Annotated in this window: 24 protein-coding genes; 10 read left to right on the top strand and 14 right to left on the bottom strand. The window is 53.8% G+C overall.

Going from position 1 to position 25553, the window contains the following annotated elements:
* Window positions 1-10 precede the first annotated feature (10 nt).
* The 5 genes from R0135_RS10210 (at window position 11) to R0135_RS10190 (ending at window position 5263) form a co-directional block, all read left to right on the top strand.
* The gene (locus R0135_RS10210; protein ID WP_407346735.1) at window positions 11-1543 is read left to right on the top strand and encodes a wax ester/triacylglycerol synthase family O-acyltransferase; all 1533 of its coding nucleotides are present in this window, start codon (window positions 11-13) and stop codon (window positions 1541-1543) included.
* A gap of 110 nt (window positions 1544-1653) precedes the next feature.
* The gene (locus R0135_RS10205; protein ID WP_407346734.1) at window positions 1654-3375 is read left to right on the top strand and encodes a 2-oxoacid:acceptor oxidoreductase subunit alpha; all 1722 of its coding nucleotides are present in this window, start codon (window positions 1654-1656) and stop codon (window positions 3373-3375) included.
* Window positions 3368-4207: a 2-oxoacid:ferredoxin oxidoreductase subunit beta gene (locus R0135_RS10200; protein WP_407346733.1), complete on the top strand. Its 840-nt coding sequence runs from the start codon at window positions 3368-3370 to the stop codon at window positions 4205-4207. Before R0135_RS10205 ends, R0135_RS10200 begins: the two co-directional genes overlap by 8 nt.
* Entirely contained in the window at window positions 4204-4713 is a 510-nt protein-coding gene (locus tag R0135_RS10195) for a ferritin-like domain-containing protein (protein WP_407346732.1), read from the top strand. Before R0135_RS10200 ends, R0135_RS10195 begins: the two co-directional genes overlap by 4 nt.
* A 4-nt stretch (window positions 4714-4717) precedes the next feature.
* Window positions 4718-5263, top strand: coding sequence for a hypothetical protein (locus R0135_RS10190; protein WP_407346731.1), 546 nt, complete (start codon window positions 4718-4720; stop codon window positions 5261-5263).
* Window positions 5264-5435: 172 nt separating this feature from the next.
* On the opposite strand, the gene R0135_RS10185 is transcribed toward R0135_RS10190, so the two are convergent.
* The gene (locus tag R0135_RS10185) at window positions 5436-6197 is read right to left on the bottom strand and encodes a hypothetical protein (protein ID WP_407346730.1); all 762 of its coding nucleotides are present in this window, start codon (window positions 6195-6197) and stop codon (window positions 5436-5438) included.
* Window positions 6198-6442: 245 nt separating this feature from the next.
* On the opposite strand from R0135_RS10185, the gene R0135_RS10180 reads away from it, so the two are divergent.
* Together R0135_RS10180 and R0135_RS10175 are read left to right on the top strand one after the other, a co-directional pair.
* Window positions 6443-6934, top strand: coding sequence for a hypothetical protein (locus R0135_RS10180; protein WP_407346728.1), 492 nt, complete (start codon window positions 6443-6445; stop codon window positions 6932-6934).
* A 117-nt stretch (window positions 6935-7051) separates the two neighbouring features.
* Entirely contained in the window at window positions 7052-7546 is a 495-nt protein-coding gene (locus tag R0135_RS10175; RefSeq protein ID WP_407346727.1) for a hypothetical protein, read from the top strand.
* Window positions 7547-7578: 32 nt separating this feature from the next.
* Here the strand turns inward: R0135_RS10175 and R0135_RS10170 are convergent, their stop codons facing one another.
* The 3 genes from R0135_RS10170 to R0135_RS10160 form a co-directional block, all read right to left on the bottom strand.
* Window positions 7579-8046 (bottom strand): hypothetical protein, encoded by a 468-nt coding sequence (locus R0135_RS10170; RefSeq protein ID WP_407346726.1) that lies wholly within the window; start codon window positions 8044-8046, stop codon window positions 7579-7581.
* A gap of 159 nt (window positions 8047-8205) precedes the next feature.
* Window positions 8206-8586 carry a hypothetical protein gene (locus tag R0135_RS10165; RefSeq protein WP_407346725.1) on the bottom strand — a complete coding sequence of 127 codons (381 nt, stop codon included), beginning with the start codon at window positions 8584-8586 and terminating at the stop codon, window positions 8206-8208.
* 190 nt (window positions 8587-8776) lie between these two features.
* Window positions 8777-9259 (bottom strand): hypothetical protein, encoded by a 483-nt coding sequence (locus tag R0135_RS10160; RefSeq protein ID WP_407346724.1) that lies wholly within the window; start codon window positions 9257-9259, stop codon window positions 8777-8779.
* 343 nt (window positions 9260-9602) lie between these two features.
* Here R0135_RS10160 and R0135_RS10155 point away from each other — a divergent pair, with 343 nt between their 5' ends.
* Window positions 9603-10157: a PEP-CTERM sorting domain-containing protein gene (locus tag R0135_RS10155; protein ID WP_407346723.1), complete on the top strand. Its 555-nt coding sequence runs from the start codon at window positions 9603-9605 to the stop codon at window positions 10155-10157.
* Window positions 10158-10465: 308 nt separating this feature from the next.
* Here the strand turns inward: R0135_RS10155 and R0135_RS10150 are convergent, their stop codons facing one another.
* From R0135_RS10150 to R0135_RS10130, 5 genes are all read right to left on the bottom strand, one after another.
* Window positions 10466-11899 carry an IS1182 family transposase gene (locus R0135_RS10150; protein ID WP_407346712.1) on the bottom strand — a complete coding sequence of 478 codons (1434 nt, stop codon included), beginning with the start codon at window positions 11897-11899 and terminating at the stop codon, window positions 10466-10468.
* Between the two features lie 168 nt (window positions 11900-12067).
* A complete protein-coding gene (locus tag R0135_RS10145; protein ID WP_407346722.1) occupies window positions 12068-12541 on the bottom strand; it encodes a hypothetical protein in 474 nt (157 codons plus the stop codon).
* Window positions 12542-12762: 221 nt separating this feature from the next.
* On the bottom strand, window positions 12763-13353 hold the full coding sequence (locus tag R0135_RS10140) for a PEP-CTERM sorting domain-containing protein (protein ID WP_407346720.1): 591 nt from the start codon (window positions 13351-13353) through the stop codon (window positions 12763-12765).
* Between the two features lie 95 nt (window positions 13354-13448).
* Entirely contained in the window at window positions 13449-14174 is a 726-nt protein-coding gene (locus tag R0135_RS10135) for a hypothetical protein (RefSeq protein ID WP_407346719.1), read from the bottom strand.
* Window positions 14175-14730: 556 nt separating this feature from the next.
* Window positions 14731-16209, bottom strand: a complete 1479-nt coding sequence (locus tag R0135_RS10130; RefSeq protein ID WP_407346718.1) for an amidohydrolase family protein — start codon at window positions 16207-16209, stop codon at window positions 14731-14733.
* Between the two features lie 343 nt (window positions 16210-16552).
* Here R0135_RS10130 and R0135_RS10125 point away from each other — a divergent pair, with 343 nt between their 5' ends.
* The gene (locus R0135_RS10125; protein WP_407346717.1) at window positions 16553-17254 is read left to right on the top strand and encodes a glutathione S-transferase family protein; all 702 of its coding nucleotides are present in this window, start codon (window positions 16553-16555) and stop codon (window positions 17252-17254) included.
* A gap of 181 nt (window positions 17255-17435) precedes the next feature.
* On the opposite strand, the gene R0135_RS10120 is transcribed toward R0135_RS10125, so the two are convergent.
* Window positions 17436-18104, bottom strand: a complete 669-nt coding sequence (locus tag R0135_RS10120) for a hypothetical protein (RefSeq protein WP_407346716.1) — start codon at window positions 18102-18104, stop codon at window positions 17436-17438.
* Between the two features lie 746 nt (window positions 18105-18850).
* Here R0135_RS10120 and R0135_RS10115 point away from each other — a divergent pair.
* Entirely contained in the window at window positions 18851-19867 is a 1017-nt protein-coding gene (locus tag R0135_RS10115) for a hypothetical protein (RefSeq protein WP_407346715.1), read from the top strand.
* Between the two features lie 355 nt (window positions 19868-20222).
* Here R0135_RS10115 and R0135_RS10110 read toward each other — a convergent pair whose 3' ends face one another.
* The 4 genes from R0135_RS10110 to R0135_RS10095 form a co-directional block, all read right to left on the bottom strand.
* Window positions 20223-21164 carry a hypothetical protein gene (locus tag R0135_RS10110; RefSeq protein ID WP_407346714.1) on the bottom strand — a complete coding sequence of 314 codons (942 nt, stop codon included), beginning with the start codon at window positions 21162-21164 and terminating at the stop codon, window positions 20223-20225.
* A 332-nt stretch (window positions 21165-21496) separates the two neighbouring features.
* Window positions 21497-22930, bottom strand: a complete 1434-nt coding sequence (locus R0135_RS10105) for an IS1182 family transposase (protein WP_407346712.1) — start codon at window positions 22928-22930, stop codon at window positions 21497-21499.
* Window positions 22931-23104: 174 nt separating this feature from the next.
* Window positions 23105-24928: a serine hydrolase domain-containing protein gene (locus tag R0135_RS10100; protein WP_407346711.1), complete on the bottom strand. Its 1824-nt coding sequence runs from the start codon at window positions 24926-24928 to the stop codon at window positions 23105-23107.
* Between the two features lie 142 nt (window positions 24929-25070).
* The gene (locus tag R0135_RS10095; RefSeq protein WP_407346710.1) at window positions 25071-25553 is read right to left on the bottom strand and encodes an arsenate reductase ArsC; all 483 of its coding nucleotides are present in this window, start codon (window positions 25551-25553) and stop codon (window positions 25071-25073) included.

Below are 25553 nucleotides of genomic sequence, written 5' to 3'. Positions count from 1 at the left end.
GTCTAGATGCATGCACCAGTTGAGCCCACAGGATGCACAGTTTCTCTATGCAGAGACCGAGCACAATCTCACCCACGTCACTAGCGTCGCGATTTACGATCCGTCGACGGTGCCCGGTGGTCAGACGGTTCGGTTCACCGACATTATTGCCCATGTGCGCGAACGACTGGCCTATAACCCAGTGTTCTTTCGCCGTTTGCTACGGCTTCCGTTAGAAATCGATTACCCCTATTGGGTCGAGGACGAGTACTTCGATCTTGAATACCACATGCAGCATGGCCGCTTGCCTGAGCCCGGGGATTGGCGGCAGTTTTGTATTCATATGGCGCGCTATCACAGCCGGCCTTTGGACATGAATCGCCCGCCTTGGGAGATCTTCGTTGTGGAAGGCCTGGATCATGTAGAGGGTCTCCCCAAAGGTTGCTACGCCATTGCCACAAAAATCCATCATGCAGCCGTCGACGGCGCATCGTTAATGAAGTTTTTTGCGAGTATGGCCGATGGTGACAATTTAGGAACGCCATTGGTGCCACTGGAGGAGGTGGTCGTTGGGTCCGGGGAGATTCCTGCGATGCCAGCGCTTATTTCTCGCGCTTTCAAAAACAATTTGCGCTCGCCGCTACGCATTGCCGAAACCGTAATGCGCGCCGCGCCGAGTTTGGTGCAGGCGGCACAGGACTCCGTAGCAAAGCGCGATGAAGACAAGCATCCAGTGCCACCCACCCGTTTTAACGTTGATTTATCGCCGCACAAGATGTTCGATGCCAGAGTAGTGCCACTGGATGATCTCAAGCGTATTCGCCAACTCCAGTCCGGGGTGACGATCAATGATGTGGTGCTGGCGATCTGTGCCGGCGGCCTGCGTCGGTACTTGTCTCATCACGGCGAATTGCCAGATGAATCAATCATCGCCTGGGTGCCCATCAATGCCCGTCCACGCGGCAGCGATGGCAGCGATTTACCGGGCAATAATATTTCGGCCATGACCACGCCGATCTTTACCGACGAGCCTGACCCTCTTAAGCGCTTACAGCGAATTCAGCAGTCCACCCGGGCCAGCAAAGAAGCGCGCTCGGGTATCTCGGCGCGTCTCATGACGGATGTCACCCGACATGTGCCAGCGGCGACTCAGGTGTTGGCAAGTCGCCTGCTACTGCGCAGCGGTGCGGCGGCCAAAATGTGTAACCTGTTTATTTCCAATGTACCGGGACCTCAGATTCCTATGTACATGAACGGCGCCAGAATGGTTCGCAGCGTGGGTTTAGCCCCACTCGCAGACGGTATGGGTTTGTTTATAGGCACGCCCAGTTACGACGGTCAGATGAGTTTCAATGTTATTTCGACGCGGGAGCTACTGCCGGACATCGAATTCTTTATGGACTGTATTGAAGAATCACTGGCAGAACTGCTGACACTTGTCGACGATAAGCCGCCAGCGACTAAAAAGCGTGCTGGGGCCAAGCGCCGTACAGTTGCAAAAAAGGCGCCTCGGACAAAGGCTCGGCCCAAGAAAACGGCCCGACCAAAGACAAAAGCTAAGTAGTACCTTTTACAGGTAGCTTCGTTTCTTGAGCTAGCTCAAGAAAACGCCATATAGCCGTGTGATCGCCTGTTCACGTAGTTGTCAGTGAGTATCCTGAAGAATTCCAATGATTGGATAAGGCTATGCTCCTGGACGAGTTTTCTCTGGCGATAACCGGCTCTGGCGGTGCCGGCGTGATGTCAGTGGGTGAGTTGCTGTTGCAAGCCTGGGCAGAAGAAGGCGGAAGAGGGCTGCTCAGAAAAGCATTTGGCCCGCAGATCCGTGGTGGCGAAGCGGCGGCTTTAATCACGTTGACCTCGCATCAGCGCTATACCGCGGCTTCGACGCATAATTTGCTGCTCGCATTTGACTGGGACAATTTCAATCGCTTTGGTGACGAGATCCGTCTTCAGCCAGACAGCATCGTGCTCTGTGAAACCCCGGCCAACATGCCAGATTCGGTGCTTGCGCTAAAGCCAAAGATTGTTGCACTCCCCTTTCAAGAGCTGGCCAAGAGCGCACATCCAGAAGGCAGAGTGAATATGGTCGCCTTGGGTGTTTTGGGCGCCTTGCTGGGTATTCCCGTTGCCACACTGCGGGCCCTGGCTATCCATAAACTTGCCGATAAAGTCGAGGATTACCGAGAAGCCGCTTTGGCCTGTATTGATGTGGGAGTTCATGGCGCGCCAGACCTCGCTTTGTCGCTTCCTGCTGTCAATGCAAAGAAGGGTTGGTATGTCAGCGGAAATCAGGCGGCTGCCTACGGCGCGTTAGTCGGTGGAGTGCGTTTTGTCGCGGCTTACCCAATCACCCCGGCGTCCGATGTACTGGAATATTTGGCAGCGCCCCTGGAGCGACTAGGTGGGACGCTGGTGCAGGCTGAAGATGAGTTGGCCGCTATTAATATGGCTCTGGGCGCCGCCTACGGTGGGGTACCCGCTTTTACGGCGACCTCGGGCCCCGGTCTTGCTTTGATGAGCGAGAGTATCGGTTTGGCGGTGGCCAGCGAGACCCCGGTAACCATACTGGATGTGATGCGAGGTGGGCCCTCTACCGGGATTCCTACAAAGTCTGAGCAGAGTGATTTGAACATTGCGCTTTTTGGGCTGCACGGTGATGCGCCACATCTTGTGCTGGCGCCTTTGTCTATTTCGGACTGCGTGTTTACCTGTGCCTGGTCAGTGCAGCTTGCCCAGCGACTGCAGACTGCGGCAATTGTTCTGTCCGATCAGTTTCTTGGTCAGTCCACCGCTATCATTGACCCGCCGCCGGGGCCTAAGGCAGCGGTTGCCGAAGCGTCTGCTACGCAAACAAACAACTATCTGCGCTATGCGATAGCCGATGACGGACTGTCATCTCAGTCCATCCCTGGAGATTACGACAAGCGCTTTACGGCCGACGGCCTTGAGCATAATGAGCGCGGCACCCCCAGCGCCGGCGCTCGGGATCACCAACAACAGCTGGATAAGCGCGCTCGCAAGCTGGCTGCGCTGGAGCCCGGTGATAACTGGGGGGAGACCTATGGCACGGGCCCTGTGGCCCTGATGTGTTTTGGTTCCGCCGCGGCGGCCTTGGTCACCGCTTACGATAAGTTACTGTCAGCGGGCATGGATTGTCGTGTGATAGCTCTCCGCCTGCTGGCACCCTTGCCGGTGGAGCAGCTTATGAACGCATTGGACGGATGTAGCCGAATCATTGTCATCGAGCAGAATCACTCAGCGCAGCTGCTGCATTATCTGCGGGGGTATCTCGAGTTTTCGGGCAAGTTTTATGGAGTCGCGACACCGGGCCCTGTGCCTCTGTCTCCGGCGGCTATTGTGACAGCAGTCAGTGAGGCTCTGAACGATGAATGAACCGCTGGCGATAAAACCACGGGACTACAAATCCGGCATTAAGCCTATCTGGTGTCCTGGCTGTGGCCATTTCTCGGTGCTCAATGCCATCACTAAAGCCGCTGCTGCCTGTGGTCTTGCCAAAGATGACACCGTGCTTGTGTCGGGAATCGGTTGCTCTTCGCGTCTGCCCGCGTACATCGACAGCTATGGTTTTCATGGTGTACATGGCCGGGGCCTGGCTGTCGCTCAGGGGCTCAAAGTAGCGCGGCCTGATCTTGCGGTGATCGCTCTTGGAGGAGATGGCGACGGCTTTTCTATTGGTGGAAACCACTTTATGCATGCCTGTCGACGAAACGTAAATATCACCTACATTGCCATGGACAATGAGGTCTACGGCATGACCAAGGGTCAGGCGTCACCGACAAGTCCTCAGGATTGGACCGGTAGCAAGCTCACGCCGCATGGACCGGGGGTGCGTCCCTTTAAGCCAGCGGCTATGGCTCTGGCCTCGGGTGCACCCTGGATAGCGCGGGGCTACTCAGGCAACCCCAATCAAATTGCCCGGCTACTGGCCCAGGCGCTGGCTTTTCCCGGTTTTAGCTTTTTACATGTCTTGTCCCAGTGCATTACTTTTTGTCCTGAGCAAACTGACTGGAAAGCGATTGTGACTGACTTTGAGGAAGAACCCCTGAGTCGTGCGGATGAGGCAGCGGCCCTGTTTTTGTCTGAGGATGGCTTTAAGACGGGGCTGCTCTATCGCGAGCCGCGCCCGCTATGGCCGCCAGATACGCCACCAGCAGAGGATGCTAAGCTCGTACTTGACGATCTGGCTGCGGAATTTCAGCGATGATGACAGACGAGTTTTTGACCTTCCTTGCCTATTCCACGGAGTTGGAACAGGAGTCCCAGGAGCGGTATCTGGAAATAGCAGAGTCAATGGAGGCTCACCGCAATGACGAGGTAGCCAGGTTTTTTCACCGCATGTCAGACGAGGCGGGGAGTCACCTAGCTGAAGTTAGTTTACTTTGTGAGGGGGCTGAGCTTCCTCAAATTAAGGCCTGGGAATTTAACTGGCCGGGTGCGGAGCCCCCTGAAACTACCAGTTATGAGGCTCTGCATTACCGTATGAGTCTGCACGATGCTATGACGTTGGCGCTGGCGAACGAACGCGCAGCAGAGCAGTTCTATCGTGATTACGCGCTTAACAGCAAAGACGCAGAGGTCATTAGCACCGCAAAGGATTTTGCCGATGAAGAAAACTCTCACGCTCAGGCACTAGAATTGATGCTTGAGGAGGTGCCGGTAGTCAGTGAGCTTGCCCGCGAAGAAGATGACCCGCCCACAATGCCTGAGTAGACGAATGCCCATGTTTAACACCAGTAGCCAATCGCAACAGCGTCTTGTCGTATCCCAGTTCAGGCGAGTCTGCGCGCTCATGCTGACAATGTGCCTATGCGCGCCGGCATTGACCTGGTCACAGAACTTGCGTCTGACTTTGGCAGCCCAGCCACCGGTGAGTGGGCAGATCAGCACTCGAGACGCCGGAAATTTAAGTCTGACGGTGATGTCCGGCAGTCGCGTGAGTTTTGCAAAGGCCAGTGGCAGAGATTATCAACTGCAGGCGAGCGGGGGATTTTTTTGGACTCAGGTACAGGAGCTCCCAAGAGATGCGGATTCCGTCGCCTTGGCGCCCATCATCAAGGGCGACGGCAGCATCGAAGTGCGTGTGGATGTGTCGCGCAAGGCGAGTGATCGCGCGCAAAGTTACAGCTCGACCCTGCTTGCCCAGCCTGGCGAATGGATACAGCTCTTGGGGCCTGCCGCCCAGCAACCGCGCGGCACCAGAGTTTACGGCACGCAAACGGTCTCTGAAGATTCACTGTTTTTATTAGTGGAGCCTTATTAGGTCTGCAGCACGCGTCTAGGCCGAGCGCAATCAGGGTGCTCGTAGTCATCACAAAGCCATTTGCTGTAAGAGACGCTTCAAAACGCCTCTAAGTGTTGGCTGGCTTTGCCGTGAGGTATCTGAAGGTAGTCATTGCTACTAGTCGCGTAACCTTGCCTCCATGGAGCATGGATCAGTTGCCCGCCTGCTCTGCTTCAATGGCGCTTGTTGCGTGTTTAGCCTGAATCAACATGTCGTTAAAAACTGGAATCCATAGCGAATGCATGCCTATCCAATAACGCAACTGGTCCAATACTTCAGGTCTGCTGCGAATGCGGTCTAGCATCACCCTTGTGCTTTGCGTCGACATGCCTGGTGGACAATCGGCAATCAAATACTCCAGATAACCATCGAGCTTGTGGCACTGACTCCAAAGTTGTTCATGGGCCTCGACCGTAATAAGTTCACGAAAGCTCACACGGTACTTAGGTGAACTGTCCACACCCAGATATGCGGTGGCGTTCAAAACATAGTAGTCATCAACGGCAGACCTCACCGACATTGACCTGGGAAAACCGAGCCGTTGCATCTCTTCATATACGGTTGTAGACACCGCTGGTCGAAAGACTTGAGATGCAACAAATAAGTCAACCAGAACACGCCAGCAGTCCTCTTCACAACGACGGTCTGACTGCAGGAATTCGAGCGCTCGCTTACCCGAAGACACCACATCATTCATTCCCTCTACTGTGCTTGAGGTGAGCTTTGTGTTTTGCGTTATCTCTTCATGAAGTTCAGCCAGATACTGAGCTTCTGATGCTTCCAGCGCTCGCATATCACTCCATTCCTGAACCTGGAGGCCGACATAAACACCAAATACAACGATGGCGAAGTCTAAGGCTACGGCAAACCAGTTTTGGTCTGTGACGTGTTTTGTCAGGCTGCGGAGAATCATGGATGCTCGCTGAGTTATGGCTGTTAGAAGCTCAGTGTAATTCGCTCGGCGCAGGATAACCGAAAAGGTCGTCGCTGGGTCTCAGTCAACGAACCCCCGCTCTTAGCTAAGGCTGGTTGGCGTGGTTATACTGGCCCAATGATGATACGTCGACTAGCCTTTGCAATGCGCCAGCAAGACTGAGTGACTTTCAGAGTTCATCAGAGGATCTCCGAGACGCACTGGAATACAAAGAGCGCCAGATTTTGGATATTCAGGAGCTATTGAGCAAAGGCACAAAAGGCATTGCAGAGCAAAGACTGAGTGAAATTATCCGTCGTGGTGTGTATTCGACAAACACATACATCCCCACAATTAGCGCCCTTCGCGATTTGGAAGCTTCAGGGAACCTTGCTCTTATATCAGATCCGACGATCCGCAGAGAGTTGTCTCAGCTTAGCTATCAGATTGATTCAGTCGACAGGTCTTTCGCGGAGTATCTGTTTTTCCATCAACACGACCTCGACCCCTTTATCGCGAGAAATCTTCCGATCGTCACTTTTCTGTCCAGTGCGAGTGGCGCGCCGGTCCTTGAAAAAGGCGAGGCCGACTGGTCGTCGCTTGACTCAGACTTAGCGCGGGGCCTGCTCGCCTTTAAAATGAGCCTCACACATAACTACACGCAAAGCCTTGAGAAGTTAGACCTGCTTTTTACGAATTTGATAGCTCAGATTGAGACCGCAATACAGCCTCTTTGATTGCCTAAGCCTTTTTTCCGACTGTATTGAACACCCGTCCCGCGGCGGATTGTCCTGTTCATTTACGCGCAGCTGGCAGAAACTGTGTCGTCAGACAACACTGTGAGAGGGGTACAAGTGAGCCAGAAAATCCAAAATATCGCAGCTTTTGGGGAAATCGTCTCTGCGGGAGCAATCCTGGTTACGCTGTTGATTCTTGTTATCGAGGTACGCGAGAACTCTGCACTGTTGCGAGCCACGGCTGCTGCCGACAATAGAATCTCATTTGCCCACTCCAGCGAATGGACAGCCGAGTTGTCAGACAAGACGCTGGAGTCACTTATCATTGCCCAGCAGCCGGACGCTGTGTCTGACGACTTGTCTGATGTCGAGCGGTATAGGGTTGTTTTGACCTTCCGCGCGTTTTTGCGCCGAGCAGAGGCTTCTTTTTTCATGTACAGGAATGGGTTACTCGAAGAGGGCGTTTGGCACAGCATCCGCTCGCGTGCCGCCGAATCGATTGAGGTGGGGCTGCCAAGGAAGATTTGGGAGAGTGAGGTGGCGGCCGGTACCGTGTTTACTCCCGAGTTCGTTGCCGAGCTTAACTCTCTTCTCGCATCAAAGGTAAATTAGGCGAAGCCGTCATATTATCGCCGTTCAGATGACTACTCGTTAACCTTCTCATCCATAAACTTGGCAAAATCCTGATCAAAGCCAGCGCGAGCCGCGCGCCAATAATCTTTAGCAAAATCAGTTCTATAAAAACCATAGCCCACTCGATCCAACGCCTCTGGCTCAAGCACTCCGCCTTCAACATGAAGATAGATATTTTCTACCCGTCGAAGAGTAGACCGAAGTATCATTTCCAGCCTGATTTTGTCCCCTCCTGTAATCTTGCTGGGATCTTTATGGGCCTCGGAATCCTTTAATGTCAGAAAAAGCAGATCAGCGAGTTTTTCATCAGTGGCAAAAGCGAGGTTACTCGCATTAGATTGATCGGCTATCGCCTGCACCGTAGCTGACCTTATGGCAGCGGTATTCTGGCGCACCTCGGCGCCAACGAAGATAAGCGAAGCAATAATTGCTGCCCCCCCAATGATTTCGGCCACAGCCGCCCATTCGCCGAGTTTCATAAAAACATCGCTCAATAAAGTTAAAAAAGCCGGCTTATATGATAGCTGCTCTTAGGCGTAAGCGTTCGTGTTGGTAACTTCCCCTGACACCTAAAGGCTGTGATTGGCTTCGTCGCAATTTGGATTCGCAACGGGCCAGAAGCAAACGCTCCTGAGGTGCTACTGTGCATTAAGGCCCTTCTTAAGCCGTCCACGCCGAATGTCGAACACGAAGTAACCACACACCGCGATTCCCGATAGCGTTATCGCGGCGGTAAACTCTACCCAGGGGAAATACCACAGCTGGGTACGTGCAAAGGCTGGGTGTTCTTCAAAGAGGGAATCAAACGCTATTAGATGAACTATTGCGACTAGAGCGAAAGACGACGACCAAACAAGATACAGGCCCACCACCATAATTAACTGCACTGCGGAAAGCTTGGCGCCGACAAGGTAAATCGCGGTCAGAAATGCAAAGGTCAGCGACAGGTAGATCGTGAATGCGTTCATTGCACTCGTAGCGTGTAGATTGATTACTTCGATAAATTCGGCTTCGCTCATATGAAATGGACCTGTGTCCTCCTGACTCCCAGAACAATGTAACACCTGGAACGCCTTGATGAGCTGCTCACTCGCGCCGCGACAAGCCTACAATTTTTCACTCCATGGTGTGAGTAGTGGCTCGCAAGCGGACATTGCTGGAATTAAATCCAATTTTGCAAAGTCGTCGGAAGTCGCCCCTGGCGTTGTCTCAGAGCACCTCATTACGGGGAAGTGCTTGATCCAGCCAAGCCGTGAATCTGGGGTGCAGAACGCCTTGTTCCCTATTTGACAGATAAAGTTTTCTTGCGACTGGAGTTTGAAGATATATCTTTACAAGGTTTGCGCGGGTGCCCCAATAGCCTTCATCCAATCCACCCTCGGCATGAAGCAGGAATGCCTCTTGCACATCGTACAGAACGCCGCGAATCACATAACTGAACTGAGTCTGCTCTTCTTGATTAAGTTCGACCTGGTTCTCCACTTTTGTGAGTACCCGAGCAACTTCGGGATTCATGGCAAACCCCTTCGTTGCGTCCAATGATCGGTTGACGAGCTGCTGACGATTTGCGGCACGCATTTGATCGGTATTTTGGTTCACCTGATAGCCAACATACAAAAGCGAAATCACGACTGCGACGGCACTTATGATCTCTCCAACGCTGGCCCATTCTTCCAAAGTCCTTTTAACCATCTGGTTGCTCTCAAAGTGATTGGGGAAGTTACGTCAATGATAGACCGAGAATCACAATTAGGAGATGCCGAAGAAATACGGAAACTGTCGGGGGGAACGCGGGTAGGCAAAAGCGGTCATGGTGCGGACTTCCGCTTTCACCTCATAACGGTCGGTCAGGAGCTGCAATCCGTATAGCCAACGGAGGAGAGTGCTAAGCTCGAGCCTGTCGGTTTTTTTTACACACACGTTAAATAAATCTTATTGAGATATTGGTTACTTACTGTATTTATTGAGTTTTTCAAGTGTTGGTCTCGAACCTGCATGTGGGTGCTACCTCACGCGCTTAGCTGAGTAAATGCATATGAAATCACTTCCCGCACGCATCTCAATTGTTGCCTTAATGACTCTCTTGATTGCACCGTCTTCCTTTGCCACGCTCATTTACAGCGATACGACCGTAGGAGGCCCCATCTGGCAACGGCCGACTGACAGTGGGCCGTCCCTCAGTAATACCGTGCGTTACTCGCTGGCGGGTTTTTTCACTGACACATCGGGCCTATACACAATCGACAGCGCTCAGAGCTTTGACGGCTACATTCACTTGTATTTGGGTAATTTTGATCCGCTTGATCAGCTAACTAACCTTTTGGCTGGCGACGACGATTTTGGTAGCAATGCTTCTCAAATCGCGTCGCAGGCGCTTTTGGCGGACACGCAGTACTTCCTCGTGACGAGCGGGTTCGGGAGCAGCAACCAAGGAACCTTCACAAATACAATTACGGCAGACCAAGGCGATCCCAATATTCAGCTCGGCATTATTGATGCCACGGGCGGGGGTACTGGAGTCCCGGCTCCCGCCACTGTGGCCCTTCTCGGCCTTGGCCTCCTAGGGCTGCGGCTGCGCCGCAAGGCTTAACCAAACTCCTGCTGTACTAGCCCACTTCGGTGGGCTTTTTATTGCCTCAAATTTGGGTACGGCTAAGGTCTCAAAATAGGCGAAAGCGGTCATGCTGGTAACTTCCGCTAACACCTCAGACTGTGTCAAAACTCGCTTCGCCACTTCTCGCACTGATTTACTGCGCACAGCAGATCCGCTCGACTCAATGAGCAGCCCTTGCAGCATCGTAGATTTCCTTGGCAATTATTGGGGTTTCAAAGTGCGTCGCTCAGGATCGCGCACACGCGGCCTCAGATCATGGGTTTCGAGAAGCAAAATGAGGCTGCTTAGCCTCTTATCGCTGCCATCAGCGGCACAACCCCAAACATCTGCAACATCCGTTTGAGATTGTAGGACAGGACATGCAGGCTCATCTCCGTGCTGACGTGTTTGAGCGTCTTCATCTGGAAGTGCGTCGGCCCGAGCCAGGATTTGATCGTGCCAAAGGGATGTTCCACTGTGCTGCCGCGAATGCGCATGCAGTTCGACAGTCGGTCCACCCGATCTTCCATGGCCTCTAATATTTCTTCATGTTCCCAGCGACCCATGCGGCGCTGCTTGCCCGTCGTGCACTTTGGTCTTAACTCGCATTGTGGACAGGCTGACGACCAGTAACGACGCATCGCTTTATCTGTGGAGTCATCCGTGAACCGATAGATCAATCGTTGGCCCGCCGGGCATTCGTACTCGTCATCTTCCGGCCGATAAACAAAGTCTGCTCGATCAAATAATCCTTTCGCCTGGTTGTTCGAGGTTTGGGTCTTGGGCACGTAGGCCGTAATGCCCGCGTTCGCACAAGCCAGTATCTCAGCCCCACTAAAGTAACCACGGTCCGCCAGCACTGACAGGTCTTCGCTGTCGAGCGCTTCTTTGGCTTGGATTGCCATGTTAGCCAGTTGCGAGCGATCGTGGCCGATGTTCGTCACTTCGTGCGCCACGATCAAGTGGTGCTCGGTGTCGACAGCGGCCTGTACGTTGTAGCCGACAATCGCTTTGCTGCGCGCTGCGGTGGACATCACCCGGGCGTCGGGATCAGTCAGGGAGATTTGTTGGTCCGGTGTTGCCAGCATCCGGACCTCCAGCTTTTTTAGTGCCTGAATCTCCTCTTTAAGGGCTGCGATTTTATGTTCCAGTCGATCGGTCTTGGTATGACTTGCTTCACTATCGCGCCGGTCGGCGCTGGCGATCTGCCCCAGATAGCGGGCAATGCTGTCATCGATCTGCTCCAGGCGTTTCTTGATCTTGGCTTTGCTGAAGTTGCGATTACGGTTGTTCACCGCTTTGAACTTGCTGCCATCAATGGCCACAAAGGCATCGCTAAACAAATTGAGCTTGCGGCACAGCATGACGAACTCCCGGCACACCAGACGAATCGCTTCGCCGTTATTCTTGCGAAAGTCAGCAATGGTTTTGAAGTCCGGCGTCAGTCTGCCGGTCAGCCACATCAGCTCCACATTACGCCCGACTTCACGCTCCAATCGCCGGGAAGACTGGATGCGATTGAGGTAGCCGTAGATATAGAGCTTCAACATCATGGCCGGGTGGTAAGCGGGCCGACCTGTGACTGCGGGCACTGTTTTGAAACCCAAACCGGAAAGATCTAAATCATTGACGAACACGTCGATAACGCGAACCGCGTTCTCTTCTGCGATGTAATCATCAATGCGTTCAGGGAACAGCGTCGCCTGTGATCGGCTTTCGCCCTCGATGAATCCACTCATGGCAGCAACTCTTCAGCGAGAAAGTCAGATCATATCTCGTCGAAGAGTTTTCACACAGTCTGACCTCAAAGGAGACCTTAGGCGACGGCCTGATGAAGCGGAATCAACGGCTGTAATCGGCCAATAGAGGGCATCCACGGGTTCGCAAGCCCCTGAATCGCATAGCGGCTACTGCACTGACTTTTCAGCCCAGCAACTTTTGATGTAGCGTCGAAACTCGTCGTTAAGGACAAACACATGCTCGTGTAGGGTTAACTCCATACTTTGGTGGTGTGGGTTAGAGCAGATGGTGGACTTATAGAGTTTCCAATCCTCGTCAGTCAGTGTTCCGCGGTGCCATTGTGAATATGCATTTTGCATTCGAACCCAAAAAGTGCGATTCCATAAAGTGAATCTAACATACTCGTTTTCGTCTAGGCTGGTCGGGTCAGCCACTCCCTTTGAAAAAATTCGAGCAAGCTCGGCATCTCCCGCTAGGAGAAGCACTGCATCGTTTGTGGCGTCAGTAAGACCTTGGAAAGTAGCAGCCTGAACAGCGTTGGTGTTCTGCCGTAGTTCTAGCCCAACAAACACAAGTCCCAGCAGAACTACCAATGCACTTACTACTTCCACGAGTAGCCTTGCTATCCCGCCTCTTTCCATATTGAGAGTTCCTTAGCAAACGTGCGCCGCACGGGTAAACGCTTGAGGGTAGTTTGAGCAGAATGAGCTTTGCAAGAGCGAAGTGTCGCTATGGGTCTTCAGAGGTCGTTCGATGCAGAATTGGCGAGGGTCCGCTTTCGGCCACGAAGAGACCTTAGCTGCTACAAATCGCAGACAATAAAAAAGCCCCGCGTCACGGGGCTATATATCAAGAGTTCTGTTTACGCTTTTTTGCGGCGTGACCACCCAAGACCAGCGAGGCCGAGGCCGAATAGGGCGAGGGTTGCGGGTGCGGGTACGTCCGTTGGCTCATCTGAATTGCGAGAAATGATGAAATCACCTTCACTGGCGCCCGGTGACAGCGTACCTCCACCAGAAAGAAGAAAGCGTACGTCTACGTTATTCGTATCGAACGATAACCCGCCCGTCACTACTGAAATATCATATCTGCCATTTATCCCAGCCAAGGTACTCAAATCACCAACTGCCCCGCCGCGGACTCCTCCAAATGAGCCATCGGCACTAAACACCCTGCTGAAATAAACGCTCGAGGTTGTTTCGCCTAGCACCGTAGAGCCGTCAAATAAGGCATTGGTAAAAATTGCAGATCCGAAGCCCGGGAGAAATTGGGTTACTCCACTGATAAATACATCCAGTCCAGCAATGTCACTTCGCACTGATGCGGCAGAGAAGTACTGACTAAAGGTATCTCCCTCATTCAGAGTGATAACTCCCGCTTGTGCCCAACTGATCGATCCTAGAAACACTGCTAAGGCGAGCGCGCAACCCTGCAACACTTTATAGATACTCATGACTTTCCTCCTGCCCCTAGGTGTATCGAATCGACAAGGGCCGTGTCAAGCTGAGGCAATAGTGTCGACTTCCGCTAGCACCTCAAGGCGGTCATTCAGCTTTTGGGTAAGACCACAGGTAGCAGGTCGGCAATTCGCTCGAGGTGTTCAGCAATGGCGCGGGTATTAAGTTGGAACCAGAACCGATAGCGCTGGTAGCTCGCTACCATAGTTAGGGCTCGTGGATCAGATTCCAGGGATTTGAAGTCGATTACGCAGTTGGCGAAACCACTTTCCTCTGTAGCGGGCCTCCATTGACGATATCGATCAATGAATCGAAATGTGCTCTTGTAGTCGTCGGAACTGTCCTCAAGTAGGTCGCGCCATATGCTCTGACGAGCTCGATACTCAGCTATGGACGCGCGTAGCGCCGCATTCTGGAGATTGGCCAGGACGCCGGCCGAGATCATCTCGTCCAATACCCCATTGTCATAGGCCGCCCCTAAAATAAAGCCCGGCGAGCAGAATACACCTAGCAGCGTGGCTTCCTCTACTCGCGGCGATCCCTCGCCGCTTAGATAATCGAAATACTGGGTGGCGGTATCACTTAGCCAGCGATTCCGCTCGCTGCGCTGCCGATAGATCTCGAGGTTCGATTGAACCTCCTCGCTCAGGCGACTGAGGTACTCGCGCTCTGTCGCAAGCGCCAGCCGCCTATCGTTCCAAGAGTCTGCCTGCAGACCGAGAAAAATCCCAAGTACGACAATAACCAGCTCGATCACGGCGGCTGGCCAATCGTGGACCCGCAGGGCATGTACCGATCGATGAATCAGAGTGACCATTCCCCGTCATTCTACTGCCAGAGTCACACCTTGTGCGCCAGGGCCTGTGGATTTGCTGCCAAGATTACAACACGTTCTGCCTTTTTTCAGAGGCTCAGGATTTGTTCCCGCTTCAACACGCAAAAAGACCCGCACGTCTCACCATTGTTGCTGTCCATACTGCACTTGATCGACCTCTTTCGATTTTCGACCCAATCTAAGGTTGAAAAAGCGATTCTTTACTAGTGGCTCGAATTTCCCATCTTCCATCTGCAACAACGTCGTTCTCTACATCCGTAGATGTCTAGGTGTTGCATCGACCGGTTGAATTCGCACCTCAAAGCAGACCTTAGATTACAGCCAGATTACGCGATATGGACGCCCGCAATCGAGTTTGAACGGCCGCTTTCTCAGGAGCGGACGCCCAGCGCCGGGGCCGCGGACGCATGCTCTCAGCCGAGGAGCACGCACCGCCGGGGGGAGGCAGCTGCCGCGCTGCTTACGGCAAATTCCTGGCTCACACTAATCGCCTCCAAATTCGGACACCAGGATCGCTGCCTGAGCCCGAGATAAACGGCTAGCGACCAACGGTTCCGCGAACACTCTCAATCAGTGCGTCCGCATCGAAGGCTACGCCGTCCTTGAACACGAGCTCGACGTGTTGTACGTCGGCGATGGTCCTGTCGGGCGTGCCATCAAGCAGAATCAGATTCGCGCGCTTGCCGACTTCGATACTGCCCACTTCATCTTCGACTCCCAGGAATCGCGCACCGTTGAGTGTTGCGAGAGATATGGCTTCCAGGGGAGTGAAACCGGCTTCTACGAGCAGTATCAGCGCCGCGTGAGTCGAATTTGGCGGGATCGTGCCACCCCAGCCCGTCGGGTCCGTACCGATGACGAGGTTGCCACCCGCTTCTACAAATGCTTTTTCAAAGGCCATTTCACGGCGTAGTTCCTCGCGCCACAGGGTCGCCTGCTCGGCGCGCTCGGGCCCAAGATAAGCGATCCATCGCTTTTGCGCGATGTCCCTCGAGCGCGGGCTCAAAAGATCAAAAGCACCCTGCGTGGGTATCGCGGGGTGAAGGCCGGCGGCGAGAACCGGCAGCGTGGAGGTGACCGTCACGTTTTCTTGAACCAACGTTGCGATCAGGTCCTGTACCGCGGGGTTGGCGACATCCATCAGTCGTACCCGCTCCTCTGCGTCCATAGTTGGGCAAGTGTCTTCAGTCTTGTCGGCAGCGAGATCGGACGCATCGATCAGTCCATGCTCGAGGTTGTCGATGCCCAGCTCCGCAGCCTCGCGGAAGCTGACGGAGCAGAGGTGGCCCGTGACCTGCGCGCCTAGCTTGTGAGCCTCGTCGATCGCTGCACCCAGTACTGCGAGGGAGACGTTCATGTAGGCCTTGAAGGACGTCGCGCCGGCGCGCACCCAGTAACGCACGAACTGCCGCGCCTCCTCGGGATCGGTCATCTCGCGCATCTGATAGGAGAAACTGCCAGGGCCCTCGATAAACGGAGCCGTGATGTGAAGATCCGGACCAGCAATGCGCCCCTCTTCGATCAGGGCCCTAGCCCTGAGATCAGCGTCGCCGTCGAAGGTGCCGCCCGTGCGGATCGTCGTCGATCCCGCGGCAAGGTACAGCGGCGGCATCGGGATATGTTCCGTGGTGTAGGCCTGCGGTCGTGCCGTCGGATTCAGGTAGACAAGATGCTCATGCAGCATCACATAGCCGGGAAGCACTGTCTTGCCGGTGCCATCGATAACCGTGGCTGTTTCGCTTGCAAGGGTACCGGAGGGTCCGACCCCCACAATCAGCCCATCTTTCAGAAGCAGAGACGCAGCCTCCATTGCCGGCGCGCCGGTGCCGTCTATTACCCGCACCTTGTCTATCAGAATCTCTGGACCCGCATGAACGATCAGCCGCTCGACGCTGTCATGATATTGCGCGCCTGAGACGGAGCTAATCGAGAGTGCGATCAGTGTGATCGTTGCAGGCAACAAGTTGGATAAGGCTCGACGCGAGCCGCGAGATTCCAAGTAATTTGTGTTCGTCACCAATACCCCTCAGATCTATCGATGGTTCTCGCCCAGAACGCAACGCAGCCAGTCTGATTCACGCGTGCAGATTTACTGGCGACGCTCTTCAGCGGAAGCATACCTCCGTTAAGCGGTCTTTCATAAGGCACTTCCCATTCGGCGGCAGTCGGCCAGGAGCGGCCGCGCAGTAATAAGCTTCACTGATCGGACGCGCTGCACCTAAGAAACTATCTTTCTAGCAGCGAGCGGTTTCTTCCCTATAATTCTTGAAAGGTTCATTGTAAGCGTGACTAGCCTCTGGCCAAAATCTGGCACAGGTGATTCCATGCTAGAGCAAATCAAGTGAAGCGAGAACAAACACATGGACTACAAGAAGCTCGTGCTGCATCACTATCCGGCAACCCGAAGTGTCAGGGCCCGATGGATGCTTCTCGAAACGATTGGTACTGACTTCGAGTTAAGGCGCGTCAACCTCTACGGAGGCGCACAGTATGAGCCCGAATTCCTCGCGCTTAACCCCAACCACAATGTACCCGCGCTCGAGATACACTGGAGTGATGGTAATGTTCAGGTGTTGCTCGAAAGCGCTGCAATTGTAGAGTGGCTTGCAGATTCTTTCCCTGAAAAGGGTTTAGCGCCTCCTCTCGATGAGCCACGCAGTAGGGCCGAATATCTGCGATATCTTCACTTTGGCGCAACGTGGATGGACATGATGCTTTGGCAAATCCGGGCGCACCGGCACCTCCTGAAGTCCGACGAGGCCGATCCACGTACTGTCGAGAGATACGAGAATAAGTTCCGCAATGAATGCGAACCGCAGATTGCTGATTGTTTGCATCAGGGAGATTACATCCTAGGCAATGACTTCTCCGCCGCTGACGTAATTATTGGGTACAACGTGTTCTGGGCTCGTGGTTACGGACTCTGTCAGGACGAGGTCTTCGGCAGCTACCTGAGTCGGCTGAAGGCTCGGACAGCCATGCAGCAGGCACTCAACGATTTAGCTGACTTTGCCATCGAAGCCCCCGAATCTGCGCCCGACCGCGCGATCTTTACCGGATAGCAGGTTCATTTTAAACGTCCGGCCTGGGTCGCTGAGAGACTCTCAAATAGACAGTCATCCAGGGACCGCTCATAGGCGAAAGCGGCCCCTGGCGAGGTCTCTTAACACCTCATAGCGGCCGGTCAGCGAAGGCCGAATTGGGTGTTCTCTTTGGCCGCTTCCGGCCAAAAGCTGCCAGTCGTTACGATGCTTGCTTAGCCAATCTGGCCCGACTCTCTTCAAAGAAGTCGTTGCTGATAGTCAGTGGCTTTGCCGCGCAGAGAGTTTCAAAATTGGTGGTTGCTCTGGCCTTGGCTTCATCAGGTATCGGTGCCGTAACGGCACCCACAAACGCTTGAAGAACAGGGTGCTTTAACTCGTTGTAGACGTCGAAAAACACAGGTACCTCACTCCTCTGTGCTATGTCGCTGGCTTGCTCTTGGGGAGCATCGCAAGCAAACACAACTGCTTGAACCGGAATTTTCGACGAAGTAGTAACGCGGCAACTGTCCGCGTTCACCGAAATTGTATTGCCGTCGTACATAGGGTGCGTGCCACACATAAGTGTGCCACAGCAGGATGACATGGCAGTTGTGTTGAAACCGTCAGCAGTGAGTTTCGAAAATTCCAATAGCTCCTCCGACTCGTGGTCAACAATGAGCGCATTGGTGAAATAAAACAAATCTACCCCACGCTCGAAGTTCGCAACCTCTTCTGGAAGGGCATTCTCTGGTCTCCTGCTCGCTGAGATGAGACCTCGCTGGCGGCAATCGAAGCAAAAACATTCGGTGCGTGAACGCATGGTTGGATCACTCAAGGTGATCCGACACGAACCACATCGACATTCGAGATAACTTTCTTGTTCGATCAATTTCGCTTGCCACTACAGACATTTTTCAAGAGATTAAATCAAATAGACTTCGCTGTCTTTCCTGGTCTTGGCGATGGCGGCTATGGGCCGCTAAGAGACTCTCAAATAAACAGTCATCCAAGCACCGCTCATAGGCGAAAGCGGCCCCTGGCGATGTCTCAGAACACCTCAAAGGAGGCATTAACTCGGCCAGAAGTCCAGCTGGGCACCGTTTGTAACTATTTGCTGAATAAAGGGCCGCTGCCGCCTCACAAGAGATATAGGGTTGTCGGAATATTTAACAGCAATGTTAGTAAGGCTATTACGCCGCGTTGCCGCAAAAATATAGACTTTTTCACTTATCGACCTTAAAACAGGCGTCCATAGTGTCAGAAAATCTTACATTGTAAGCATTTATTTTGTGCATTTATTAACGGTTATTGTTGCATGGAGTGCCGCTTTACCTCATTGGGGAAATTAATTTGGTCAAGGGGCGCCGGCGCAGCGAAGGTTGCGAACAATAGCCCTTACAGATGGCGGGAAGAATCAGGCATAGTCACTACAGCTTTTTTCAAGCCTATTTTCCTGCAAAAAAAAACACATTGAACTACTTATCTATTAGTTCAGACCTAGCTTGGCATACATCTTGATTGGTTCTTCTAGAGAGGTGAACCACGTAGCTAGGCTTGCCCTCTCCCGGTAGAGGCGAGATAACACCAGCTTTCGTCTTTGTTCTTTTACCTACAGAAAGCATATTTGGAGAAAGCATGACAGGCAGTAAGTTGTATAGGGTGGCAGTTGTGCTGGCGGCCGTATCTACGCCGGCGCTAGCGGAACCAGTGAAAATCGAGTTTCTCGGAACCCAACCCGAGCCAAAAGAGGCCTTTGCGAGGGACGCGATCGTTAAACAAGAGGTATTGGATGTATTTTTTGAGGGCTCAGAGCCTACGCCTGGCACTTATAGAATGAACGGAAGCTTTGTATATGAAACTGACACTATCGGTCAGTCGTTTGCACTTAATATTTTTCAGGGCCTGACGGAGTATCAAGTCAAGGTCAACGACATAATTTTCAACGGTATTGGTATTGGTTCTATCGATTTTAAAGTGCTCTCGGATGCAGACGGCGAATATGTACAGGTTACTTCGCGCATCAATAATGTCGACTGCCCGGTTTCTATCGGTGACAAATGTCCCGTATATTTATGGCACCAGATGCGTATCGACGATTACAACGACACTGCACAGGTGAAGCTCGACATTCAGGCAGGTACCTTTCCTGACATAGTATCCATTCTATCTGAGGGTTTCGTTCGTGGAGGGGCCGTTTCGGTTGGCTATCCTGATTACGACACAACGGATAGCTGGGGGCCCGGCCAGATTGTATCCCCTGTAGGCTCCTCGCTTGCGATCCCTGCAACGCCAGAGTTTTCGTGTGAGGGATTCTATGGGCCGGCAGCGAGCGAGATCGTGGTTCGCAAGCCCAACCGTGTTATCCCTCTGCGGATGAATGTGTTCAATGGCAGCATGGAGGTCACTGAAGGACCGGCGCCGATTCTCCAAGTCACATATGTCTCATCGTCTACCGCTACTAGCGAAGCGGTCGATGTCGAGTTCGCAGGTAAGGGAAGCGACGGAAACCAATTCGTATACGCAGATGGCGAGTGGGCTTTTAACCTCAAGACTAAAGGCCTGGCCTCGGGAAGCTACGGTCTGTCAGTGGCCTCAGCCACAGAGGGATATGTGATCGAGCCCTCCTGCGTAACGACTTTGATCGTTCAATAGCAAGCTTTAACTTCCGCTTCGCGGAAGTTATCCATTTACATACTGAAAAGCCCGAGGTGTCGGGCTTTTTTTTCTTCGGTTTTAAGGCCGCTAATGTCTCAGAGTAGGCGAAAGCGGTCTCCGGCAATGTCGCAAAACACCTCAAAGCGGTCCTTAGCACGGGCAAGAATCCCGTGATGCTAACGACCACTTCCGGCCACTAGCGGCCGATTACCTGTCAGCGACTTCAAGTAAATGCAATCATGGATTGCTCGGCACTGCGCCCCTTCGCTCAGAGGCTTGCTCACGTAGCAACTCCGGGGTCGGCACTTATCGCGCTTTTGTGCAAGCGCGGCCCATGCGTACCGCCCGCGGCTTAATCAAGCAGCCTCGATAACCAGTGCAGTGTGTTGAGGGCGAACTGGGCGTTCTGTGGCGCGACCGGCGAGTTCATCCCCATGGGCTGGCGCTCCTCTCCCACGAACTGGGCGCTGAACATGGCTGCCTCTCCAAACATCGCGACACGCCCATCTCCGTAGTGCATCGCAATACCCTGGTACCAACCCTCGATATCTATGCGTTGCGTGCTTGCGTTGAAAACAGCAGGCACCTCGGGATAAAGCAGCTCGGTGGAGGGCCCAAAAACAAGCAGTGGCGTGAAGTCACCCTCTGCCTGAAAAGCCTGGCCTGTAAATGTTGCTACCGATTCGATTCTTTCGGTTTTAAACCGACCACGAGTAATCTCGTGATCTTTCAGACCGCCACTCGCTCGATCGAAGATAATGGGAGGACGGGGTGACTCAAAACCCTTGCGGATGGCGTAGCCGTTTTCAAAGCGAACGCCAAACGCTGCCGCCAACTCCGCGGCCGCGGCTGGCATCGGCATGTGATCGGCAATCAGCAACAGAGCGCCCCCTTCCGCAACCCAGTCCACGACCGCGTTAATTTCCGCCGACGTAAAAGCTGGATGATTCGGCAGCGACCAATTGGTGACATTCTCTTCGGAGAGAGCGTTCGCAATCAGCAGTATCTTGCCGCGAGCGAGGGAGTCCGGAGTAAATTCGGCGTGGAGTGGCCGAACCAAGTAACCATCACTGCGCAAAAGTTCAGCAAAAGGTCTGTAACGACCTTCGGCGGTGTGGAAGTTATGGTGCCCCTCATCCACCATTACGATGGGGCCACGGCCATATGCAAACGCGGGATCGGCATTCGCGACGCGAAACCCGCGGTCTACAACTTGTGTAGTCTCAGAGCCACAGGCCGCCAAGCCCATCGCGATGATCAGAATGCATAGGCTGCGTCTGGGAACATGGAACATGGTGGCTGTACCTCGGGTTAGTGCCTACGCGAGGAGTCGGCCGTAGAACAACCGCTCACGCACCGGAGTGTATCGGAACGTCTCCGATGGGTCGAAAGCGGACCTATGAGGCACCAGCACACCAATGTCCCTTGCTAGGCCAGACTGTGTCAAAACTCGCTTCGCCACTTCTCGCACTGATTTACTGCGCACAGCAGATCCGCTCGACTCAATGAGCAGCCCTTGCAGCATCGTAGATTTCCTTGGCAATTATTGGGGTTTCAAAGTGCGTCGCTCAGGATCGCGCACACGCGGCCTCAGATCATGGGTTTCGAGAAGCAAAATGAGGCTGCTTAGCCTCTTATCGCTGCCATCAGCGGCACAACCCCAAACATCTGCAACATCCGTTTGAGATTGTAGGACAGGACATGCAGGCTCATCTCCGTGCTGACGTGTTTGAGCGTCTTCATCTGGAAGTGCGTCGGCCCGAGCCAGGATTTGATCGTGCCAAAGGGATGTTCCACTGTGCTGCCGCGAATGCGCATGCAGTTCGACAGTCGGTCCACCCGATCTTCCATGGCCTCTAATATTTCTTCATGTTCCCAGCGACCCATGCGGCGCTGCTTGCCCGTCGTGCACTTTGGTCTTAACTCGCATTGTGGACAGGCTGACGACCAGTAACGACGCATCGCTTTATCTGTGGAGTCATCCGTGAACCGATAGATCAATCGTTGGCCCGCCGGGCATTCGTACTCGTCATCTTCCGGCCGATAAACAAAGTCTGCTCGATCAAATAATCCTTTCGCCTGGTTGTTCGAGGTTTGGGTCTTGGGCACGTAGGCCGTAATGCCCGCGTTCGCACAAGCCAGTATCTCAGCCCCACTAAAGTAACCACGGTCCGCCAGCACTGACAGGTCTTCGCTGTCGAGCGCTTCTTTGGCTTGGATTGCCATGTTAGCCAGTTGCGAGCGATCGTGGCCGATGTTCGTCACTTCGTGCGCCACGATCAAGTGGTGCTCGGTGTCGACAGCGGCCTGTACGTTGTAGCCGACAATCGCTTTGCTGCGCGCTGCGGTGGACATCACCCGGGCGTCGGGATCAGTCAGGGAGATTTGTTGGTCCGGTGTTGCCAGCATCCGGACCTCCAGCTTTTTTAGTGCCTGAATCTCCTCTTTAAGGGCTGCGATTTTATGTTCCAGTCGATCGGTCTTGGTATGACTTGCTTCACTATCGCGCCGGTCGGCGCTGGCGATCTGCCCCAGATAGCGGGCAATGCTGTCATCGATCTGCTCCAGGCGTTTCTTGATCTTGGCTTTGCTGAAGTTGCGATTACGGTTGTTCACCGCTTTGAACTTGCTGCCATCAATGGCCACAAAGGCATCGCTAAACAAATTGAGCTTGCGGCACAGCATGACGAACTCCCGGCACACCAGACGAATCGCTTCGCCGTTATTCTTGCGAAAGTCAGCAATGGTTTTGAAGTCCGGCGTCAGTCTGCCGGTCAGCCACATCAGCTCCACATTACGCCCGACTTCACGCTCCAATCGCCGGGAAGACTGGATGCGATTGAGGTAGCCGTAGATATAGAGCTTCAACATCATGGCCGGGTGGTAAGCGGGCCGACCTGTGACTGCGGGCACTGTTTTGAAACCCAAACCGGAAAGATCTAAATCATTGACGAACACGTCGATAACGCGAACCGCGTTCTCTTCTGCGATGTAATCATCAATGCGTTCAGGGAACAGCGTCGCCTGTGATCGGCTTTCGCCCTCGATGAATCCACTCATGGCAGCAACTCTTCAGCGAGAAAGTCAGATCATATCTCGTCGAAGAGTTTTCACACAGTCTGAGGCGAAAGCGGTCGTTAGTAATCTTCCTCTAAGCAGTCCTGTGATGGGAGTCAAATCAAGCGGCGTGTACGCCGACAATCGGCCATGATCTGCCCATTCACTTGGCCAATGCTATCGCCAGAAGACCACCGGCAGTACGCCCTGGGAGAGAAGCACGAGACACAGCTGCAAGCTGGCAATAACAGCGTAAAGGTTGGCACGAGAAGGATTCTGGCTTTGAGCGAGTTGATACCACGATAAACACAGGGAAAGTGGCAGCAGCACGCTCAGTGTTGCCAGGATAAGACTTGCCGCCGTGACTTCCCCAAATCGCAGAAACGGCTGCGTGGTGTAAAGATAAACCGGCAGCGCAAAAGCCATGAGGCAGAGCCATGGCGGCAAAATAGCCTTGTTTTCAAGCAGACGGCCACTGAGTATCGACCATAGGCCCTTGAGTGCGATATAGAGCAGCCCGAGTGCGCCTAAAATTAGGCTCACCCATCCAAGGCACAGCAGTAGCGGCGATGCTTTACGCCAAGTTGTCAGTCCGTAGCTCAGCACCTCGTTACCAGTGCCAAAGAAAATATGGGAAGCCAAGCGGCGATCGGCAGCGCGAAACAAGCCGTCTCCCAACGGCAGGAGAAGTCGCTCCGGGCCTTGCAGCGAATGCATGACGAGACCACCACGATGTTGATCTACGCTCAGCCAGAGCGAGTTGAACATCCAATCGAGCCAGGCAAACTGCGCCATGTTAGATGGCGCCAATTGGTACAGGCCCGTGTATTCGTCGAGGCGGTCGGTCGGAACCCTTGGAATTGCAGATACCGGTGCTACGTCAATCTGTTCGATGAAGTATCGGTTCAGGCGCTCGTAGTCAGCATTTTCAGAGTCTGCGTTGACCGCATAAAAGAATGCTTTGCTCTGTTCGCGAAACACGCACAGATACGCTCGGAATCCGAAGGTTTCCCCCGGGTGACATTCACCCAGAACGCCGTGCCTGTCACGGGTGGCTAAAGCGAGGCCGTGTCCCATGGGCAAACCAGCGAGGTACGCGTCAGTTGTTGATGGAGTGCCCAGTGAGTCGAGATACTCGGCAGCGATTATCTCCTTACCGTCGACCATGCCGTTCCCGAGAAAGAACCGAAGTAGCCGCTGCATATCGTCGGCCGTGGTGGTGAATTGTCCGGCGGGCCTCAGAAACATCGTGACTGAGCTCTGCGCGATGCCGGCCTCCAGGTATCCCATTGCCAGACGAGAATCTTGACTCTGGACGATGTAGCGAAAGCTGCTGTCGTGCATGCCCAGCGGCTCCAGAATCTCTCGTGCCAGATAGTCCTCGTAGCGCTCTGCGCTTACATGCTCTATCACAAGCCCCAGCATTGCGTAGCCCATATTCGAATAAGAATACTGGCTGCCGGGTCGCGTCCTGATCTGCAGCAGGTGTTCATGATTTGGTGGAAAAGCGTCCGTCAGCGGGGTATCGGCAGTGACGTTCGTATTCAAGAATTGCCACATTCGAAGGTTGTCGATACCCGCGGTGTGCTCCAGCAGGTGCCGCACCGTGACAGGTGTTTCTGCGTGCCAGGGGTTATCCCAGTGCAGCTCAGGAAGCAGTTGCTCCACGTTGGTATCCAGACTGAGCTGCCCGGTGGACACGAGTCGCAGGACGCCCACAGCGACGAGCGTCTTTGTGACTGAGCCCACCTGCACCTTGGTCGCCGCCGTCATGGGTCGCTCGTCAGCCAGCTCGGCGTAGCCGTTGCCACCCGTCTCGACAGTATTCGCATCGATAGTTGCCCACGCGACGCCGGGCAGCGATTCTTCTTTGAGGATGCTATCAAGCTGGCTAGGGAAGGCCGGGCTCGCCAGCATTGTTGTGAGGAAGAGCGACAGCCCGCAAAGAAGCCTGATGCGCGGTAACGATAGCGCTATTTGGAACTTACTGTCTGAATTCATTCGCCCATCGTGAATCAGGCCGGGTTCTCGGGCTACAAGGTTTGTCCCAAGAAAAACTCAGTTGATCGCTTTTGCTCCCAGTGCGCTCAAAAAACTTATCCAAGCAACAATGCCTAACCCTGAGCAACTCTGCGGGTAGCGCTCAGACAGCCGCGTTATGGTCATCGCGAATTCGCTGCAATAACTTGGCGAATGCTTCTTTGGAGGTGTTTACTTCGTACTCCGCCAGCAGCTGCCTGGTCCGCTGTTCGATCGTGAGAATTACCTTGCCAAAAAGTTCGTCCATTTTTTGGGCAGAGGACTCGCGCGTTGGGTCTGGCAGCCCCCAATGGACTTTGATCGCTGAATCAAGCCATACGGGGCAGGACTCCTGGGCAGCGCGATCGCACACCGTAACTACCGCATCGGGTTTGAAGGCAGCCAAATCATCAAAGCCTTTGCTATGTAGACTGTCGATTGAGTAACCCCTCTCCTGGAGCTGTCGCAGCGTTTGCGGATGCACATTGCCTGAGGGCTCGCTGCCGGCGCTGGCGACTTCGATGAGGCCCTTGGCCCGATCTCTCAAAATGGCCTCGCTGAGCACGCTGCGACAGGCATTGTGAGTACACAAAAACAGAATCTTCAT

Source organism: Congregibacter variabilis (assembly GCF_045689235.1).
GTDB classification, from domain to species: Bacteria; Pseudomonadota; Gammaproteobacteria; order Pseudomonadales; family Halieaceae; genus Congregibacter; species Congregibacter variabilis.
Note: the sequence above shows the minus strand (reverse complement) of the source record. Positions and strands in the feature narration are given on the sequence as shown.